This is a genomic window from Marinobacter sp. 1_MG-2023 (assembly GCF_030549045.1).
Classification (GTDB): domain Bacteria; phylum Pseudomonadota; class Gammaproteobacteria; order Pseudomonadales; family Oleiphilaceae; genus Marinobacter.
Genome location: NZ_JAUOST010000005.1, coordinates 113,604 through 131,962 on the forward strand (window position 1 = coordinate 113,604; position 18,359 = coordinate 131,962).

Below are 18,359 nucleotides of genomic sequence, written 5' to 3' on the forward strand. Positions count from 1 at the left end.
CAATGGCCGACCGGAAGCGGGCTGGGAAGACTTTTGCGCCGGGAAAAAATGTCTGAGCGAAGCGAGTTGTTTTTCCCAGAGCAAAAGTCTTCCCGGCCTACTGCCCACTCCCACAATGGGCCTTAGCGAACCCCAACCAAACCCTCTATAATTCCCCATCACAAAACGACAATCACAGGATCCCCCAATGGCGCGACTCATCACAGCAGCACTGATTACCCTGCTGTTACTCGCCGGCTGTGCCGAAAACACCACGCCGCCCACCTTCAAACAGGCGCTGCCCACAGCAACCCAACAGCCGGTCAGCTTCAACGAAGACGTGCGCCCCATAGTCGAAGCCAAATGCCTCGCCTGCCACAGCTGCTTTGATGCGCCCTGCCAGCTGAAAATGGAATACTCCGACGGCCTGATTCGCGGCGCTCACAAAGACTCCGTATATAACGGCGCCCGTCTGGACGCTCAAGCACCCACACGCCTGGGTATCGACGCCCAGACAGAACAGCAGTGGCGAGACAAGGGCTTCTACTCCGTACTCGCCCGTGGTGACCAGACCCGCAGCCTTTTCGAAAACATGATCCGCCTGGGCAAAGAATATGAATTTGCACCCAACAGCAAACTGCCCGAAGACATAGAGCTCGGGCTGTCACGCGCCAATCAATGTGTCAGCAATGCCGACTTCTCAGACTACGCCAGTGACCACCCCTATGAGGGTATGCCTTTAGCCGTTACCGGCCTGACTGACGACGAATATGCCACGCTAACTGGCTGGCTCAACCAGGGCGGCGCTATCAGCCCGTTAGTGACCCGGGTTAACGAAGCCGAGCGAAATCACATCCAGCGCTGGGAGACCTGGCTCAACGACGGCAGCCTACGACAGCAACTGGTCAGTCGCTGGGTCTATGAACACCTTTATCTTGCACACTTGTACTTCGAAGACGAGGGTGCAGAAACCCGTTTCTTTGAGGTTGTACGCTCCCGCACAGCGCCGGGCACACCCATCGACATGATTGCAACCCGCCGCCCCAACGATGACCCGAAATCTCAGGTGTATTACCGCCTGCGCCCGGTCGCCGGCAGCATCGTACACAAACGTCATATCACCTTTGCTTTTGGCGAAGAAAAGTTTGAGCGTACCCGGGAATTGTTCGAAGCAGGTGACTGGCAGGTGGAAACCGTGCCCGACTACAGCCGGGAAAGCCGCGCCAACCCCTTCGCCACGTTTGCCGATATTCCGGCAAAGGCCCGTTACCAGTTCATGCTGGATAACGCAGAGTACTTTACCCGCACATTCATTCGCGGGCCGGTTTGCCGTGGTCAGATTGCCACCGATGTGATCCGTGACCATTTCTGGGTGACTTACCATGACCCGGAGAATGATCTTTACATAACCAATGCGGAGTACCGCGACAAAGTAACACCACTACTGGCACTGCCCGGGCAAGACAACGCACTGCTGGATCTGGGCGAGAACTGGAGCGAATATAAAGGCAAGCGCAACCGCTACCATGAACTGCGAAACAGCGCCTACCGTGAGGCCTACCCTAAAGGAGCCTCACTCGACTACATCTGGGATGGCGACGGTGACAATACGAACGCCTTGCTGACTGTTTTCCGCCATCACGACAATGCCTCTGTCCAGCGTGGGCTGATCGGGCAGGTACCACTTACCAGCTGGTGGATGGATTACCCTCTGTTTGAGCGCACCTACTACGAACTCGTGGTGAATTTCGATGTATTTGGCAATGTGGCTCATCAGGCCCAGACGCGCCTCTATTTCGATCTGATCCGCAATGGTGGTGAGCAGGACTATTTGCGCCTTGTGCCACCTGGGGAGCGCAATCGGGTTTTGCGCAATTGGTACCAGGGTGCTGGTGAGCTGAAACTCGATTACAGCTATGCCAGCATGGACGAAACCGCCCCCTCCCAGGTGCGGTATGCAACGTCTGCTTTCAACGAAGAGCTGGGAGCGCGCCTGCTACTTAACTTCAGTGAATTGAACGCAGAGTCGGATGACCCGATAAACCGTTGCGGGGGCAGTGATTGTGGCCGTGAAGACGAACCGGAATGGGTCCGTAATGCAGATACGATGCTGTCAGAGCTGGCCGCAACCCGAGCCGAATTCCTGCCAGCTATCACCTATCTGCCCGACGTTACTTTCATTCGGGTCTATAACGAGGAAGGCGAGCGCACGGTGTACACCGTCATTCGCGACCGAGCCCACAGCAACGTCGCCTTTCTGCTGGGAGAGGACCTACGTTACCAGCCGGAGAACGATAAACTGACCATCTACCCGGGCATCATCGGCAGTTACCCGAACTTTATGTTCGACATTCCGGCATCACAACTGGGGCTGTTCAAAGACCGGATGAAAGGCCTGAAAGCCGAGGAGCCGAAAAGCTTCGAAGCCCTGGTTGGCGTCTGGGGTGTGCGCCGCACTCACAGACAGTTCTGGGAGATTCTTCACGATATCACTGCCTGGCAGTTAGAGCATCAGCCCTTGCAGGCGGGCATTTTCGATATCAACCGCTACAAGAATCTGTAGCCGGGGCGAAGCGACTGCAGTCCCCTGACACTCATACCGCTATTAGTGGTTGAAGTGGCTCGGGAGCATTGGAGCCACCTGGGTCCCGAGGTTCGCTCTGTTGCTGAAGATATGCCAGGATGGCGTCCTTAAGGTCGCTACCCTGGCCGAGGCCCTGGTTACCGAACAAGCGGTTGAACTCCAGTACGTACGGATGGCCCTCCACCAGCGCAATATCAAAACCGGCGTGATTCACTTCCAGATCACGTGCAAGCCGGAGCGCAAGATCAGTCATTACAGCAGGTACAGGGCTGTTGTCTATCCTGCCGCCCTTTGACACGTTGTTGTAAAAACCCTGATCAGCCTGAGTTCGCCAGTAGGCAGTTACGACTTTCTCGCCCACCACCACAACGCGCGCGTCGCGATCCAGCGGCAAATACTCCTGAACGTACAAAACCTCTGTGCGGTCGCAATATTCGCGCCAGTCAGCAAGGGTTTCAATCAACCAAACGCCTTCGCCCATGCTGGCCTTCGGCAACTTCGCCACAAAGGGCAGCGCCATAACACTCCAGATATGCTCGCGCTCCTGGGGGCCGTTGGCCTCGATGATTGTCCAGGGAATATGCTCCGGCGCGACCGCCTCAAAAGCCCGGGTCATTTCAACTTTGTCATGCCCGATACGATAGCTTGCAACGCTCGGAAAAACCCGACACTTCAAGCCATGAACCAGAGCATTGAGCTGCCAGTATTCGGGAAACAACACCCAATCAGCCTCCCGTAGTAGTTCCTTGTGGCGCAGGAAATGTTCTGGCTTGAGTATGGTCGTGTCAGGAAAGCCGAGGGTACGGAAAATGTTAAACGATACGGACTTCATGGGCGGTGTTCGCGCTGACCAAAGTGCGCAAATTTTATGCAGTTTCAGTTTGAGCGCAAGCATTATATCGGCAACTTGATAAGGGTCATGGTTATCACGAACTTAATTGATAACAATTCGCATTACATTAACGCTTAACTGATTCCGGAGACATTCCATGACAATCCTTCGAAACATTTCTGTAATCACCGCCTCGCTGCTGATTGCCTTACCCGCACTTGCAAGCGACACAGATCACTTCAAAGGCAAAGCTGCAAACACCCTTGAACAGGCAGTGAGCAACTTTTCAGAATACAATCAAAAGTTGGAAGAAGTTCTGGCTGGCGACCTCTCTCCGGAAGCCATGCACGAAGTGCATCAGCTTACCTATACTCTGGAAAACGCCCTGCAGAAACTCGATGACGAAATCGACGAGCTTGAGGAAACACTGGAGAAAGTCCACAAGGCCTCAGAACACGCCGATCCGGATACCGTGCGTTCCGCCGGCAAAGAGTACCTGGTCAATAGCCGGAAAATCGTAAAGTAATCAATCTGGCCGCTTTCTTTTGACGCCCTGCTGAGCCAGGGCGGTAAGCGGGTCTTCTGGCCAGGGGTGTTTGGGATAGCGACCCCGGGTGTCTTTTCGCACCTGTGGATAGACGTTTGACCAGAAACTGGCCAGATCCGCTGTTACCGCCAGCGGTCGTTGGGCCGGCGAAAGCAGGTGAACCAACACAGGCACTTTACCACCGGCCACTTCCGGCGTTTTTGTCCAGCCGAACAATGCCTGTAGTTTCGCTGCCAGAACCGGGCCGTTTTCAGCGGTGTAATCCAGGCTGACGGAGCTTCCGGTAGGAATAGTCAGTGCGGTTGGAGCAAGTTCTGCCAGTTGTTGCTGTTGCGGATATTCCAGCAAACTGTTCAGAGCGTGCTGCAGATTGAGCCGGGACAGTTCAGACCAACGGCGGAAGCCTGTCAGGAAAGGTGCAAGCCATTGTTCCATCGACTCTGTCAGCACCTGATCGCTGACGTCCGGCCATTGGCCGGGGAAGTGTTTGGCCAGCAAAGCAACTCGTGCCTGCCACTGCCTGGCTTCGGAAGTCCAGGGCAGGCTATCCAACCCTTTCCGCCGTATTGCATTGAGAATGCCCTGCTGAATCAGCTCGGGGGAGACTTTATCCAGGAGTTTCTCTGCAAGAAGCAATGAGCCCAGCCGACGGGTTCTGCGGGCAACCACCGTGCCGCGCTTATCATCCCATTCCGCCTCATCTTTTACTCGTATGTGAGCCGCCAGATCCTTTTCCAGAACCGGCAGATCTACCGGCGCCGCCAGGTAAATGGTTGCCTCTTTGGCTTTACCATCCAGGTCAGCTGCCACCAGCCACTCGTGTCGTGCCAGCCCATCGTCATCCCGCAACAGAGCGCCTTTGCCATTGCTGAGTTGATATCGTGGCGTACCACCCGGCCGCCGTTTGCCAACTCGATCAGGGTAAGCGAGCGCTAACAAGCGCCCGACATCTGTGGCCGCCGGAATCTCTTCCTCTGAATTTTTTCCACCAGTTTCCGGGACTGTCAGACGCTTTGCCTGTTGGTTCAGTGCCTGCAACCGACGCGTATCTATACGCTGGGAGCCACGTTCACCGCGAAGTACGCGAATGCGTTCATGCATATCGGCACCTGCACCCGGGCCCAACAGGTCCCGATCTTCCAGCAAAGCGGCCAACTCAGCCGCCAGCCTGCCCAACCCCAGCGATCGCCCCAGTATGACCATATGCGCCAGCCTGGGGTGAATGCTCAGGGCGCGAGCTACTTTACCGTGCTCGGTAATTGCGCCTTCCTCATCCAGCATATCCAGCCACTGCAACAATTCCACGGCCTGTTGCCAATGGGAGAGGGGTGGAGGGTCGATCCACTCCAGCTTGTCAGGTGTTCGGGCACCCCATTGAGCCAGGCCCAGTACCAGCGGGGCCAGATCTGCCTCACGAATCTCCGGGGGCGTAAACTCCGACAGCCCGAACTGCTCGGATTCGCTCCATAACCGGTAACACACCCCCGGTTCCACTCGCCCGGCGCGCCCTTTGCGCTGTTCTGCCGAAGCTTTTGAAACCCGGCCGGTGATCAGCCGGGTCATGCCGCTGTTGGGGTCAAACAATGCGCGGCGCTGCTGGCCACTGTCCACCACAACGCGCACGCCTTCAATGGTCAGGCTGGTTTCAGCAATAGCGGTGGCCAGCACCACTTTGCGAATGCCTTCGGCCGCCGGCGCAATGGCCAGATCCTGTTCAGCGGCTTTGAGGTTGCCATACAAGGGCGTAACCATTACGTTCGAGGCTAACTGCCCGGCCAGCGCCTGAGCCACCCGCTGAATCTCCCCTGCACCCGGAAGGAACACCAGCACCGAACCTGGTTGCTGTGTCAGGGCATCGGTAATCACCGCCACCACCTGATCCACCAGCCGTGGACTTCGACGTGTAGTGGGCGCGGGCCGATACAATACGTCAACCGGAAACGCCCGGCCCTCGCTGCTTAATATGGGCACATCTCCCAGCAGGCGGGCAATGGGCGCAGTGTCCAGTGTGGCGGACATGACCAGTACACGCAGATCGTCCCGCAAGGCTTCTTGTGTTTCCCGCACCAAGGCTAAACCAAGATCTGCCTGCAAGGAGCGCTCATGAAACTCGTCGAACAGCACAGCGGCGTATTGTTCCAGCATGGGATCGTTCTGGATCAGCCGGGTCAGGATCCCTTCGGTGACAACTTCTATACGCGTCGCGCCGGATACTTGGGTATCCAGCCGCGTCCGATAGCCAACGGTCTGTCCGGGCTTCTCGCCCAGTTGCGTCGCCATGAATCTGGCCGCTGAGCGAGCTGCCAGCCGCCTCGGCTCAAGCATCAGGATTTTACGGCCCTGCAGCCAGGGTGCATCCAGCAGTGCCAGGGGTACCCTGGTAGTCTTACCAGCACCCGGAGGCGCCTGCAGAAGGGCGGTGGTGGACTGCTCCAGAGCTTGCTTAAGCTCTGGGAGTATGTCGTTTATCGGGAGCATTTTTTAAGCAGTGTGGACCCATGCGGAAGCTATTTCAGACTGATTAGACTACAGCCATGGCCTATGGAAATCACCAAACACGACAAACAGATCATCAGTCTCACAGAGGAAGTGCTTGCAAGAGGGCTGCCATCCAGCGAACGGATTACCAGGATGCGCCGGCCTGAATATAGAAAGCCGTATCTTCCGGTCCCCTGGCAATATCTGCCCCCATACGTAGACCATACCTGCGGGCAATAAGGTAACGAAACCCAAGACCGACGCTGTTGGCCAGCTCCGCATCGTCATGCAGGTCGCCAAAACTGTCAGCTGCTCGTCCTCCTCCGGTGAACACGTTAGTGCTCCAGCGTGGGGTAAATCGCCAGGTCAGTTCAACTTCGGCTACGGCGACGGCTCGTCCCTGATAGCGATTCATCGGCACCCCACGCAAATCGATAGAAGGTGCCACATAGGACGGCAACACTTCGCCCTCATCCGCAGACACTCCGTCATATTGCAGGCGCACACCCAGATTAAACGTGTCTGACAGGCTCCAGTAATTCAGACCAACCCACTGATAACTATCGTAATCTACGTCACTACCGATAACGTAATCAAAGGTAATGTAGTGAAATTGGTGGTTGTAACCTGACCGGGGATCAAGCGGATTATCCCGGGAGTCATATTCAGCCAGCAGCCCCAGCCCGGAGGTTACGGACTCCCGGCCTAGCTGGTTCTGGAGGAAGGCGTTCACTCTGTCGCTGAACTCCTGATTCGGCAGCGTGATCTGACTTTCTAGAGTGGTTTCGACCTTACGGTAAACCTGCCGGCCACCCAAAAACCAGTCACTGCCCCAGAGCCGGGTTTTAAGCTCCTGAATCACTGCAGGGCCTTTGATGTTCAGCTCAACAGGGCGGTTGAGCTGCTGTTCCGCCAGCGAATAAAAATCCAGATTTGCATCGCCATATAACACGAAGCCCCGGTAACGCAGACTATCGTCGAACCAAAATCCCATATGGCCCAGCCCTGCACCCTTGGTCCCATTGCGGGTACCACCGACGCCCACAACTGAAATATTTTCGGGCAACACCGGGTGGCCTCCGCTCGCTTTGCTTGCAGATTGTTCACTCGATTCGTGGAAGAAAACTCCGGCTAACCCGAGGCCCATGCCAACAGCAGGTTCTGTAATCAAAACGGGCACTGGCAGGAACCCGCCAGGAACCTCTGAAAGATAGCGGCTGCCGTCCAGCATACCGTCCTGCGGGTCGATCATGTATTCCTCAAAGAACGAGGCTGAGGCCACGCCCGGGCTCATGACGCCAGCCACCAGACATAACAGACCTGCCCAGCGCCCCTTTGAACTCAATGCCCCGTCCATGATGCCCCCTTGAATTCACATCCTTGAAATAGATGAGCACCTATCTTCGTGTTAGCGGCTCTTGAGAGCCGCTTCAGGAGCGGGCGTCTTCACGATTGGCCTGAGCCCACTGATAGATGCGCTCGAAGGCTTCCGCCAGCTGTTCCGGCTGGTGAGGCGGCTGAATAAGGGCCGCCAGCTCACCATCCGGATTTATCAGGGCGAAATGCCCGCTGTGATCTACCAACAATTCACCATCAACCTGCCGGTGCACAAACACGGCGCTCAAGCTCGTGGCCAAAGCCCGCAACGTCTCCAGGTCACCGGTCAGACCATGGAAATTTTCACCAAAGAAACCCGTATAGGCTTTCAGCTGCTCAGGCGTATCGTGTTCCGGATCCGCGCTGACGAGGAGATAATCTGGCTGAGGCAACTCATCTGACAACAGTTTTTCGGTACGCCGCAGATTCGCCATGGCTGCCGGGCAGATATCAGGGCAGTTAGTGTAACCCACGAACGCAAACGTCCACCGCCCCCGCAGGCTCTCCCGGGTTACGGTTTCTCCGTTTTCATTGATGAGCGTGAACTCCGCCAGAGGCCGAGCTTGGTCATAAACGTAGGTGTTCATCTCGGCAAGATCTGGAGCCGGGGTTGGTTCTCCAGTATCTGCCAAAAACACCTGCCGCCCCACCACCAGGCCAAAAACCAGAACAACGATAAGCAGTAAAGCAAATAAGGTAAATTTCAGGGAACGACTCATTATTACTCCAGACAGCAGTCTCCGCTGTGACGCAGCGACAGTAGGAGGGGTGCCTTTTCCGCCGGGAAAAAATGTCTGAGCGCAGCGAGTTGTTTTTCCCAGAGGAAAAGGCACCCCTCCTGCTGGCGCGTATGCACCAAGTCAGAAAAACACAAAGTGATCTACAAGAAGTACCACAAACAGGGCCATCAGGTAAGTGATGGAGTACTTGAAAGTGTTGAGTGCAACCCGCCGATCATCACCTTTGAGCAAACGTACTGCGTAATGGAGGAAGCGCAGGCCAAGGGCCAGGGCGCCAGCCAGGTAAATCCAGCCAGACATGCCTGTGACAAAAGGTAGCAGGCTGACAGCCAGTAACATCAGGGTATAAAGCAAGATGTGCAGTTCAGTAAATTTATTTCCGTGGGTAACAGGCAGCATGGGGATGCCGGCTTTCGCATATTCTTCTTTACGGTGAATAGCCAACGCCCAGAAATGCGGTGGCGTCCAGGCGAAGATAATCAGAACCAGCAGGAGTGCATGGCCTTCTACCTGCCCGGTTACGGCGGTCCAGCCCAGCAACGGCGGCATGGCCCCGGCGAGACCACCAATAGTGATGTTCTGGGGTGTAGCCCGCTTGAGGAACAAGGTGTATACGCCGGCATAACCAACAAGCGAGGCCAGGGTGAGCCATGCGGTCAGGTGATTCACCTGCCACATCAGGACCACCATGCCAACACTGGCTAGCAGGGCTGCAAACACGACCGCTTCCACCGGGGAAATTTTTCCGGTCGCCACCGGGCGCTTGCGGGTACGAGCCATTACTGTGTCTATCTTCTGATCAACTATGTGGTTGACCACGGCGGCGGCACCGGCCAGGAAAGCGATACCGAGGTTACCCCAGATCAGCACGCTCAGGCCGGGTAAACCGGGTGTCGCCAGTAGCATGCCAATGGCCGATGTCAGGATCATCAAGGCCACGACGTTGGGTTTGGTCAGCTCCAGATAATCCCGCCAGGAAATAGTCCGTGCGGGCTGGATGGTCATGCTCTGGGCCGGCAGTACGTCCACTTGCTCACTCATGCCGTCATCTCCTGATGAATTATTGTTGTAGGTGTGGCTGTTTGTACCTGTGCCTGCAGCGGCAGTTGATAGTGTTTCCAGATCAGATAAATCACCGAGAGCAGAAGCCCGGCGCCCATGGCGTTGTGAGCAACTGCAATTGGCAGAGGGATGTAGAACAGAACGTTGGCAAGGCCGAGCGTAATCTGAGCCGTAAGCGCAGCGGCAACCAGTCCCACCGGGCCGTGAAGTTGTCGTTTATCGTCCCGCCGCCAGATGAGAGCCAGCATAACTGCAAAGTAACCCAGTACCACCAGAGCACCGGCCCGGTGGGTTACATGAATTGCCACTCGCCCGTCTGCCGTTAACTGCCCCCCCAGATAGTTAGGGCCAACGTGTTGGGTAATATCAAAGCCGTGCTGGAAATCCATGCCCTCTGGCCACCATTGGCCCTGGCAGGTTGGTAAGTCTGTGCAGGCAACAGCCGCGTAATTTGCAGCCGTCCAGGCGCCCAGTGCGATTTGCATGATGATCAGAAACAAGCCACCAAAGAGCCAGGGGCGAAAGCTGACCAGGTTACCAGCCGATACCGGAGCCTTAAGCGGTGCCAGGTGGTCTGTTTCCGGAGGCTCTGCCTGAGCGGCTGAAAATTTGCGCAGACGAAACACCAGCAGCGTGAGCAGGCTCAACGTGGTGAAGCCCCCGAGAAGGTGTAGAGCAACAACCTGAGGCCAGAGCTTCAGAGTGACCGTCCACATACCGAAGGCCCCCTGCAAAAGGATGAACGCCGCAATAAACAAGGGTAATTTGAAAGGCGCGCCACTCCGGCGCTGACGCACCGCGCTCACCGCCAGGCCAAATACCACCAACCCCAGCGTGCCGGCAGCGTAGCGGTGGATCATTTCCGGCCAGCCTTTGGCGACATCGACCGGCGTGTCGGGAAACCGGGCGTTGGCAATTGCGATGTGCGACTCGCTCTGGGGCACGGTCAGAAAGCCATAACAACCTGGCCAATCAGGGCACCCCAGCCCCGCATCAACCAGGCGTGTCCAGGCGCCCAGCATGATCACCACAACAGCGAGAAGCACTGAAAATGTAGCCCAGTTCACCATGGCTTTGGCTTTTGGCGGGCGGTCTGTGGATAACAAGCTCAAAACGACTCCTCCGGATCAGCCTCAGCCGACCTGTGACAGTTTGAGCAGGTGCTTCAGATCCTTGAGCATGTCCTTGCCAGAATTTTCCGGGCCATAGTGCATCATCACGTTCCCAAACGGATCAATCAGCATAATACGCGGCTCTGTTTCGGGGTTGATTCCTGCCGGCCAGGCCGGTGTTGTGCCGGGCACGGGTCTCAAACGTTCCATCAACCGGTATTCGGTAGGCCAGCGTGCTGCGAGATCCCCTGAAATACCGCCCAGTGCTGCTGCTCTGGAAACACGGTTGGCATTTTTACCCAACGCAATATTTGCTTGCCGGGCCAGGTAGAGTAACTCCTCACAGCGGCTGTCGCACTCGCCGGCGGCCACCACGAGCAACCATTGGGGCTCCGTCTGGCCTGCGCTGAATCGCTTGGCCAGCGGCTCACCCGAAAGTGTCTCAAGGTTGAGGTCCGCCACAGGTACAGTTGGGCTGATCAATGCGCCCTGATTGGTATGCCCGGCCGGGTTCAGCCAGCCGGTATAGAACATGACTGTGGCCAGAATCATCGGGCCGAAGCCAAGGGCAAATAGCAGAATCGCGGTGCGTCGCCCTCTGCGGACCTGCTCGGGCGTAGGACCTTCTGACTCTTGCTGTTGGGGAATCCGGTTAGCCATTGTCATTGTCATTATTGGCTCCTGTTTTTCGATAACTCGCTACTACACTCAATATAGCCAGCACGAGGGCGAGCGTAAACCACTGTGCTGCATATCCGTAATGAGTTTGGGGGCCCATCAGATCCGGTTCCCAGTCAGCACGGTATGCCCCGGGCTGCTCTTTGTCCTGCAACCGGATAATCGCCTCAGGCAGCTCCGCGATTTCAGCTATCGCAGCTGGCCGGGGAAGCGTTTGCACCCGGCGGGGCCAGCTTGCTGCCTGCACGGATTTGCTGGACAGAACCGGCGGCTCCGGGTATTGGCTGATCCGGCCGACCAGGCTGAATATGCCATCTGGGGGACTTACATCCGGTAATTCGTTTCGCGTTCTCGGGGCCGACACCCAACCTCTGTTTATGATAACGGGCGGCCCCTGAAGCGGGTAAAACGCCGTCAGTACCTCGTAACCGGCAATCCCATCGCGGGTACGGTTGTCCAGTAACCAGCTGCGCTCTCCAAACAACCCGGTAACCGTAACCGGCCGGCCGACCTCCAGCCCACTGATCACCAGCTCGGGCCAATCAAGGTTCTGAGCTTCCTGCTGCCACTGTTCAAGTAAGATCTGTTTTTCTTCCGCCCGGCTCAGTTGCCAGATACCCAGGCCGATCAGCAGCGGTAAAAATGCGCCCGTGAAGAGCATTAGCCGCCAATCCAGGTGCCACTGACGAGGATTATTCTTTGCCTCAGTCATGGTCTGCTATAGTGAATCTGCCAGTAAACAGAATAAAAATCAGAGATACGTTTATGCTCAAAGGCCTAATTATCTTTCTCATGCTCGCCGTCATGGTCAGCCTTTTCAGTGGACTGTTTTTTCTGATCAGGGATGGCGGCAAAACCAATCGGGTTGTTAACTCTCTCGCGGTGCGGGTCGGGCTGAGCGTGCTGCTGCTCGCCGTTATTCTTCTATCGCTATGGCAAGGGAGCCTGACTCTGCATCCGACTCCCTGAAAGCTGGCTCTTGTCACATCAGATGACATACACAAATACGAACAAGCCCAGCCACACCACATCCACAAAGTGCCAGTACCACGCAGTTGCTTCGAACCCGAAGTGGTTATCTGAAGTGAAATGCCCCTTATGAATACGAATCAGCATGATGATCAGCATCAGGGTGCCCAGCATCACGTGAAAGCCGTGAAAACCGGTGAGCATGAAGAAGGTGCTGCCGTATATACCGGACTGAAGCGTCAGATTGAGATCCTGATAGGCGTGCATGTACTCTTCGGCCTGCAGAACCAGGAAGACCAGCGCTAACACTATGGTCGCTGCCAGCCAGATTTTCAGCTTCTTGCGGTTGTCCTCTTTGAGGGCATGATGGGCAATCGTCACAGTAAAGGATGACGTGACAAGAAGAATGGTATTCAGCAGCGGCAGACCCCAGGCACCAATCACCGACTTAGGTGCAGGGAAGGCTTCGGGGTCCGGATTATTGATCAGCGGCCAGGTTGCCTGAAAACCCTCCCAGAGCATATTGGAACTGCCCCTGTCGCCTTCGCCACCAAGCCAGGGCACGGCAAACACGCGGGCATAAAAGAGAGCGCCAAAAAACGCCGCAAAAAACATGACTTCCGAGAAAATAAACCAGCTCATGCCCCAACGAAAGGAACGGTCCATTTGGGCGCTGTAGAGCCCACTTCGGCTTTCTTTAATTACGCTGCCAAACCAACCGAACAGCATGTAGATCATGATCAGTGTACCGACGGCGAATATCATCCAGTCGCCGCTCGTGCTTTGGCCCTGGTTGCTGCTGACCATAACCGAGGCCGCCCCGAAGAGCATTACCCCCATGCCCACCGTCGCGACAATGGGCCACTTGCTTTGTTCGGGAACGTAATAGGTCTGAAAGTCCGCCATAGCAGTCTCCGATGGCTTATCCGTTATTGATTGTTGTTGTTTTCAACACTGCCGCCTGTGATTCACCCTGGTCATACAGCGTATAAGACAGCGTCAATTTTGTGATATGGCTGGGCAAGTCCCGGTCCACAATAAAAACCAGAGGCATTTCTGTACTCTCGCCCGCCGACAGTGGTTGCTGGTTGAAACAGAAACACTCAGTTTTATGGAAATACAGCGTTCCTTCCGATGGCGACAGACTCGGAACCGCCTGCCCCACCATGTCCTTGTCAGTCGGGTTCTCAGCATAGAAGTTTACGGTGATAGCCTCACCGGGATGAACCTCGACACTGCGGGCAACCGGACGGAAAATCCAGGGCATATCCGGCCCGTTTTGTGCCAGAAACTGCACTTTGATTGTGCGGTTCATATCAGCCGTTGTGCTTTCGGTGGACTCATAGCGGCCGCTGGTCTTGCCGTTGATGCCCGTGATGTCACAGAAAACGTCGTACAAAGGGACCATGGCAAAGCCAAAGGCAAACATGCCGACCACGCTGGCGAGACACCAGCCTACAACCCGAGAATTGCTGGGTTTTGAGGTCGCGGTATTTGCCGGTTGCTCTGCCATGTCGCCAGTCTCCTATTTGACCTCAGGCGGAGTGGAAAATGTGTGGTAAGGCGCTGGCGAAGGCACCGTCCACTCAAGCCCCTCTGCGCCTTCCCACGCCTTGGCAGCAGCTTTTTCACCGCCCCTCACACACTTGACAACAATCAGCAGGAATAACAGCTGGGTCGAGCCGAACATGAACGCCCCAATGCTCGAAACCATATTGAAATCGGCAAACTGAAGAGCATAGTCCGGAATCCGGCGCGGCATCCCTGCAAGACCCAGGAAGTGCATGGGGAAGAAGGCCAGGTTCATCCCGACAAAGGACAACCAGAAATGGGTTTTCGCGAGGGTTTCGTCATACATATGGCCGGTCCACTTGGGCAACCAGAAGTATGCCGAAGCAAAGATGCCGAATATGGCACCCGGCACCAGGACGTAATGGAAGTGAGCAACCACAAAATAGGTGTCGTGATACTGGAAGTCTGCAGGGGCAATCGCCAGCATCAGACCTGAGAAGCCGCCGATCGTGAACAGAATCACGAAGGCAACGGCGAAGAGCATGGGGGCCTCAAATGTCAGCGAGCCCCGGAACATGGTGGCCACCCAGTTAAAAACCTTCACCCCGGTGGGCACAGCAATCAACAAGGTGGCATACATGAAGAACAACTGGCCGGCCACCGGCACGCCTACCGTAAACATATGGTGCGCCCACACGAGGAACGACAGCAAAGCGATTGCGCCCACCGCGTAGACCATAGAGGCATAACCAAACAGCCGCTTGCGCGAAAATGCCGGGATAATATGCGATATAGCACCAAACGCCGGCAGGATCATGATGTACACCTCCGGATGCCCGAAGAACCAGAACACGTGCTGGAACAGAACCGGATCACCACCTCCGGCCGCGTTGAAAAAGCTGGTGCCAAAGTTGATATCCATCAGCATCATGGTAACCACGCCCGCCAGCACCGGCATCACCGCAATCAGCAAAAATGCCGTGATCAGCCATGTCCATACGAACATGGGCATTTTCATCAGGGTCATCCCGGGCGCCCGCATGTTCAGTATCGTGGCGATTACGTTAATAGCTCCCATGATCGACGACACACCCATAATATGGATGGCGAAAATAAAGAAGGTCGTACTCGGCGGTCCATAAGTGGTGGACAGAGGGGCATAGAAGGTCCAGCCGAAGTTGGGTGCACCGCCCTCCATGAAGAGGGTTGATACAAGAATCAGGAAGGCACAAGGCAGCAACCAGAAACTCCAGTTATTCATCCTCGGCAGAGCCATATCCGGTGCGCCAATCATTAGCGGCACCATCCAGTTCGCCAGCCCCACAAACGCCGGCATCACCGCACCAAAGACCATGATCAGACCATGCATCGTGGTCATCTGGTTAAAAAATTCCGGCTGGACAATCTGCAAACCCGGCTGGAACAGCTCAGCCCGGATAACCATTGCCATGGTGCCCCCGAGCAGGAACATGGCAAAACTGAACATCAGGTACATGGACCCGATATCCTTGTGGTTGGTGGTCAGCAGCCAGCGGCTGATGCCACTGGCCGGGCCGTGATGATGATCCTGGGCGTGGGTATCTGCAACCGCACTCATTAAAACCCCCGTTACCGCCAATTATTGTGGCTGGTGATAGCTGTTATCTGGCGTTGATTACTGTTCGTTCTTGTAGTCGAAGATTTCTTTCGGCGCGACCATGTCACCAACGTTATTACCCCAGGCGTTCCGCTCGTAGGTAATGATGGCCGCAAGATCTGCTTCATTTAACTGACCGCCGAAGGCCTGCATTGCTGTGCCAGGCTTACCGTTCACCACAATATCTATGTGATCGGTTATATCCCCGACGGCGATAGCGCTACCCTTGAGCGCCGGGAAAGCCGGCGGCGCACCGCTACCATCCGCCTGGTGACAGGCAGCACAGGCTGTAGCATAGGCCTGCTCGCCTCGCTCCATCAGCTCTTCCATGGTCCAGTCTTTCTGGGTCAGCTCACGCTCTTTCTCAGCTGCGGCTCTTTGTTCGGCAACCCAGGAGTTGTACTCTTCTTCAGGCACTGCTTTGACAACCACTGGCATAAACCCGTGATCTTTGCCGCACAACTCAGTGCACTGACCACGATAGGTGCCGGGTTCATCCACGCGGGTCCAGGCTTCGTTGATAAATCCGGGAATAGCATCTTTTTTGACGCCGAAATCCGGAACCCACCAGGAGTGAATCACGTCGTTTGCCGTCAGCAGGAACCGAACCTTTTTACCGACTGGAATAACCATGGGGTTATCCACTTCCAGCAGGTAGTTTTCGCCCTTGGCCTGTCTGTTCCTGATCTGGTCGGAAGGGGTTGAGAGGTTGGAAAAGTAACCAAAATCTTCATTGATATATTCGTACTGCCACTTCCATTGGTAGCCGGTTACCTTGATGTCTATATCCGACTCGGTGGTGTCATACATGTCTATCAGAGTAGTCGTGGCGGGAATCGCCATGATGACAAGAATAACAAGCGGTATAGTCGTCCAGAGAACCTCGACGAGTGTATTTTCATGGAAGTTTGCTGGTTTGGCGCCCTGGGACTTGCGATGGGCGAAGATAGACCAGAACATTATTCCAAAAACCACGACACCAATGGCGACGCAGATCCAGAAAATGGTCATGTGAAGGTCAAAAATATCGTTACTGGTACCGGTCACCCCGGGGGTCATGTTTACCGTCCAGTCCGCTAAGGACAGGGCGGGGAACGACAGACCACCTAACAGGGCACCTGCCCGCTGAGCGTGCACGCGCATACTGTGTCTCCACAGAGTGTTATTCTTGTCGGATTTTGCGTTATCCCTCTGATTTTTGCCGGTGCTCTCGCATTCACCGGAATAAGTCAGAGTGAAAGCCTGCTTATAGATACCTCAAAAGGCAGTATAGACGCAGATCAAAAAAACACTAAAAATTGGATAAACCTAAATAAGCTAACTGCCGATTTTTAAGAAAAAAATAGAATATGACCTTCAAACTGTCACTGATAGATCGGCGTTTGTGGGCCCTGGCATGGCCTCTTATGCTCACCAACCTCACCGTTCCCTTATTGGGGCTGGTGGATACAGCCGTGCTTGGACACCTGGAAAGCCCCGAATACCTGGGCGCAGTGGCTGTCGGCGCCAATCTGTTCAGCATCCTTTACTGGACATTCGGTTTCATGCGCATGGGCACAACGGGGCTCGCAGCCCAGGCCTGGGGCAAGCGCGACAGCTTCAGCCAGGTTGCTCTGCTACTGCGCTCAGTGCTGCTGGCGGTCGGTATCGGCTTGCTACTCATCCTGTGTCATCAACCCCTGATCCGAACCGGTCTGGCACTGATGAACCCCAGCCCGGGAGTTACCGAACTGGCTGCCGAGTATGCCGCCATTCGAATCTGGAGCGCCCCGGCGGTGCTGTGCCAATACACGCTTGTGGGGTGGCTGATCGGCACTCAGTTCCCGCGCGGTCCCATGATTATGCTGATTGTTGCCAATGGGCTGAATATTGTTCTGGATGTGTTGTTCGTCACAGTGCTGGGCTGGAATAGCCGTGGTGTCGCCATTGCCACGGTGATTGCAGAGTACGGAGCGGCAATCATCGGGTTTGCCATAGTGCTGAGCCGTATGCCCGATGGACAAAAGCTCACCCGGGAATTGTTCGGCCAGCTTAAGGACTACCTCGCCATCCTTCAGGTAAACCGCTACATCATGGTACGCACAATCGCGCTGCTTCTGGTACTGGCGTTCTTTACCGCTCAGGGAGCTCGTCAGGGCGACACCATACTCGCAGCCAATGCCGTGCTGATCACTTTTCTGCTTCTGATTTCAAACGCTCTGGACGGCTTTGCCAATGCCGCCGAAGCTCTGATCGGGGAATCCGTGGGCCAGAACAGTCAACGGCGTTTCTTTGTGGTGTTTCGATGTGCGCTGCGCTGGTCTCTCTGGGGCTCACTGTTGCTGACCATTATTTTCGTTGTGGGTGGTCGCGGCCTGATCGCCCTGCTGACCGGCATTGAAGAAGTGCGCACCACAGCCTGGCAGTATCTGCCGTGGTTATGGCTACTGCCGTTCGCCTCAGTCTGGGGCTTTCTGTTCGATGGCGTATTCATCGGCGCGACCCGAACCCGCGACATGCAGAACACCATGCTGTTCTCGGCGCTCGGCGTTTTCGCACCTGTGTGGTGGCTGACGACAGGCTGGGGGAATCACGGGCTCTGGTTTTCTCTTATCTGCCTGATGCTCGCCCGCGCCGCAAGTATGGGCTGGCTGTGCTGGTCTCACACCCGGAATAACCGATGGTTCAGTAACCGGTAGCAGCGGGACAACCGTTAACAATATCTCACAGTCAGGAAATCGCAGCTCACTAAATCTCGTCTACACTTGTCAGAAATGACGGGCGCTTAGTGGTAATAAAGAACCGCACTATGGTTTGCCCGGTTATCCATGGCCCGTTACAGGAGGCCCCTTGCGACCTCAACTTGTCCAGACA

The 18,359-nt window shown here is 55.7% G+C and carries 16 protein-coding genes; 4 read left to right on the forward strand and 12 right to left on the reverse strand.

Annotation, left to right across the window (positions count from 1 at the left end; translation table 11 throughout):
* The first annotated feature begins 187 nt into the window (after positions 1-187).
* Positions 188-2,542, forward strand: coding sequence for a fatty acid cis/trans isomerase (locus Q4606_RS13390; RefSeq protein WP_303607834.1), 2,355 nt, complete (start codon positions 188-190; stop codon positions 2,540-2,542).
* A 31-nt stretch (positions 2,543-2,573) separates the two neighbouring features.
* On the opposite strand, the gene Q4606_RS13395 is transcribed toward Q4606_RS13390, so the two are convergent.
* Positions 2,574-3,395: a RimK family alpha-L-glutamate ligase gene (locus Q4606_RS13395; protein ID WP_303607835.1), complete on the reverse strand. Its 822-nt coding sequence runs from the start codon at positions 3,393-3,395 to the stop codon at positions 2,574-2,576.
* Positions 3,396-3,552: 157 nt separating this feature from the next.
* Here Q4606_RS13395 and Q4606_RS13400 point away from each other — a divergent pair, with 157 nt between their 5' ends.
* On the forward strand, positions 3,553-3,921 hold the full coding sequence (locus tag Q4606_RS13400; protein WP_303607836.1) for a DUF6746 family protein: 369 nt from the start codon (positions 3,553-3,555) through the stop codon (positions 3,919-3,921).
* On the opposite strand, the gene hrpB is transcribed toward Q4606_RS13400, so the two are convergent.
* The 7 genes from hrpB to Q4606_RS13435 form a co-directional block, all read right to left on the reverse strand.
* On the reverse strand, positions 3,922-6,420 hold the full coding sequence (gene hrpB / locus Q4606_RS13405; RefSeq protein WP_303607837.1) for an ATP-dependent helicase HrpB: 2,499 nt from the start codon (positions 6,418-6,420) through the stop codon (positions 3,922-3,924).
* A 145-nt stretch (positions 6,421-6,565) separates the two neighbouring features.
* Positions 6,566-7,777, reverse strand: a complete 1,212-nt coding sequence (locus tag Q4606_RS13410) for a BamA/TamA family outer membrane protein (protein WP_303607838.1) — start codon at positions 7,775-7,777, stop codon at positions 6,566-6,568.
* A gap of 73 nt (positions 7,778-7,850) precedes the next feature.
* Positions 7,851-8,516, reverse strand: a complete 666-nt coding sequence (locus tag Q4606_RS13415) for an SCO family protein (protein WP_303595293.1) — start codon at positions 8,514-8,516, stop codon at positions 7,851-7,853.
* A 141-nt stretch (positions 8,517-8,657) separates the two neighbouring features.
* Positions 8,658-9,578 (reverse strand): heme o synthase, encoded by a 921-nt coding sequence (cyoE, locus tag Q4606_RS13420; RefSeq protein ID WP_303595291.1) that lies wholly within the window; start codon positions 9,576-9,578, stop codon positions 8,658-8,660.
* Entirely contained in the window at positions 9,575-10,669 is a 1,095-nt protein-coding gene (locus Q4606_RS13425; RefSeq protein ID WP_303607918.1) for a heme A synthase, read from the reverse strand. Before Q4606_RS13425 ends, cyoE begins: the two co-directional genes overlap by 4 nt.
* A gap of 63 nt (positions 10,670-10,732) precedes the next feature.
* A complete protein-coding gene (locus Q4606_RS13430; protein ID WP_303607919.1) occupies positions 10,733-11,377 on the reverse strand; it encodes a hypothetical protein in 645 nt (214 codons plus the stop codon).
* Complete coding sequence (locus tag Q4606_RS13435; protein WP_303595289.1) at positions 11,364-12,101, reverse strand: SURF1 family protein; 738 nt, start codon at positions 12,099-12,101, stop codon at positions 11,364-11,366. Before Q4606_RS13435 ends, Q4606_RS13430 begins: the two co-directional genes overlap by 14 nt.
* 53 nt (positions 12,102-12,154) lie before the next feature.
* Here Q4606_RS13435 and Q4606_RS13440 point away from each other — a divergent pair, with 53 nt between their 5' ends.
* Complete coding sequence (locus Q4606_RS13440; RefSeq protein WP_303595288.1) at positions 12,155-12,358, forward strand: twin transmembrane helix small protein; 204 nt, start codon at positions 12,155-12,157, stop codon at positions 12,356-12,358.
* 18 nt (positions 12,359-12,376) lie between these two features.
* Here Q4606_RS13440 and Q4606_RS13445 read toward each other — a convergent pair whose 3' ends face one another.
* From Q4606_RS13445 to coxB, 4 genes are read right to left on the reverse strand one after another with little or no spacing between them, the layout of a single operon-like run.
* On the reverse strand, positions 12,377-13,264 hold the full coding sequence (locus Q4606_RS13445; protein ID WP_303595286.1) for a cytochrome c oxidase subunit 3: 888 nt from the start codon (positions 13,262-13,264) through the stop codon (positions 12,377-12,379).
* Between the two features lie 16 nt (positions 13,265-13,280).
* Positions 13,281-13,871 carry a cytochrome c oxidase assembly protein gene (locus tag Q4606_RS13450; protein ID WP_303595284.1) on the reverse strand — a complete coding sequence of 197 codons (591 nt, stop codon included), beginning with the start codon at positions 13,869-13,871 and terminating at the stop codon, positions 13,281-13,283.
* Positions 13,872-13,883: 12 nt separating this feature from the next.
* The gene (gene ctaD / locus Q4606_RS13455; protein WP_303595283.1) at positions 13,884-15,467 is read right to left on the reverse strand and encodes a cytochrome c oxidase subunit I; all 1,584 of its coding nucleotides are present in this window, start codon (positions 15,465-15,467) and stop codon (positions 13,884-13,886) included.
* A 57-nt stretch (positions 15,468-15,524) separates the two neighbouring features.
* Positions 15,525-16,649 (reverse strand): cytochrome c oxidase subunit II, encoded by a 1,125-nt coding sequence (coxB, locus tag Q4606_RS13460; RefSeq protein WP_303607839.1) that lies wholly within the window; start codon positions 16,647-16,649, stop codon positions 15,525-15,527.
* 206 nt (positions 16,650-16,855) lie between these two features.
* Here coxB and Q4606_RS13465 point away from each other — a divergent pair, with 206 nt between their 5' ends.
* Entirely contained in the window at positions 16,856-18,184 is a 1,329-nt protein-coding gene (locus Q4606_RS13465; RefSeq protein ID WP_303595279.1) for an MATE family efflux transporter, read from the forward strand.
* The last annotated feature ends 175 nt before the right edge of the window (positions 18,185-18,359 follow it).

Coding starts and splice junctions, on each gene's coding strand:
- Q4606_RS13390 (WP_303607834.1), top strand. CDS start 188: ATGGCGCGACTCATCACAGCAGCACTGATTACCCTGCTGTTACTCGCC.
- Q4606_RS13395 (WP_303607835.1), bottom strand. CDS start 3,395: ATGAAGTCCGTATCGTTTAACATTTTCCGTACCCTCGGCTTTCCTGAC.
- Q4606_RS13400 (WP_303607836.1), top strand. CDS start 3,553: ATGACAATCCTTCGAAACATTTCTGTAATCACCGCCTCGCTGCTGATT.
- hrpB (WP_303607837.1), bottom strand. CDS start 6,420: ATGCTCCCGATAAACGACATACTCCCAGAGCTTAAGCAAGCTCTGGAG.
- Q4606_RS13410 (WP_303607838.1), bottom strand. CDS start 7,777: ATGGACGGGGCATTGAGTTCAAAGGGGCGCTGGGCAGGTCTGTTATGT.
- Q4606_RS13415 (WP_303595293.1), bottom strand. CDS start 8,516: ATGAGTCGTTCCCTGAAATTTACCTTATTTGCTTTACTGCTTATCGTT.
- cyoE (WP_303595291.1), bottom strand. CDS start 9,578: ATGAGTGAGCAAGTGGACGTACTGCCGGCCCAGAGCATGACCATCCAG.
- Q4606_RS13425 (WP_303607918.1), bottom strand. CDS start 10,669: ATGGTGAACTGGGCTACATTTTCAGTGCTTCTCGCTGTTGTGGTGATC.
- Q4606_RS13430 (WP_303607919.1), bottom strand. CDS start 11,377: ATGACAATGGCTAACCGGATTCCCCAACAGCAAGAGTCAGAAGGTCCT.
- Q4606_RS13435 (WP_303595289.1), bottom strand. CDS start 12,101: ATGACTGAGGCAAAGAATAATCCTCGTCAGTGGCACCTGGATTGGCGG.
- Q4606_RS13440 (WP_303595288.1), top strand. CDS start 12,155: ATGCTCAAAGGCCTAATTATCTTTCTCATGCTCGCCGTCATGGTCAGC.
- Q4606_RS13445 (WP_303595286.1), bottom strand. CDS start 13,264: ATGGCGGACTTTCAGACCTATTACGTTCCCGAACAAAGCAAGTGGCCC.
- Q4606_RS13450 (WP_303595284.1), bottom strand. CDS start 13,871: ATGGCAGAGCAACCGGCAAATACCGCGACCTCAAAACCCAGCAATTCT.
- ctaD (WP_303595283.1), bottom strand. CDS start 15,467: ATGAGTGCGGTTGCAGATACCCACGCCCAGGATCATCATCACGGCCCG.
- coxB (WP_303607839.1), bottom strand. CDS start 16,649: ATGCGCGTGCACGCTCAGCGGGCAGGTGCCCTGTTAGGTGGTCTGTCG.
- Q4606_RS13465 (WP_303595279.1), top strand. CDS start 16,856: ATGACCTTCAAACTGTCACTGATAGATCGGCGTTTGTGGGCCCTGGCA.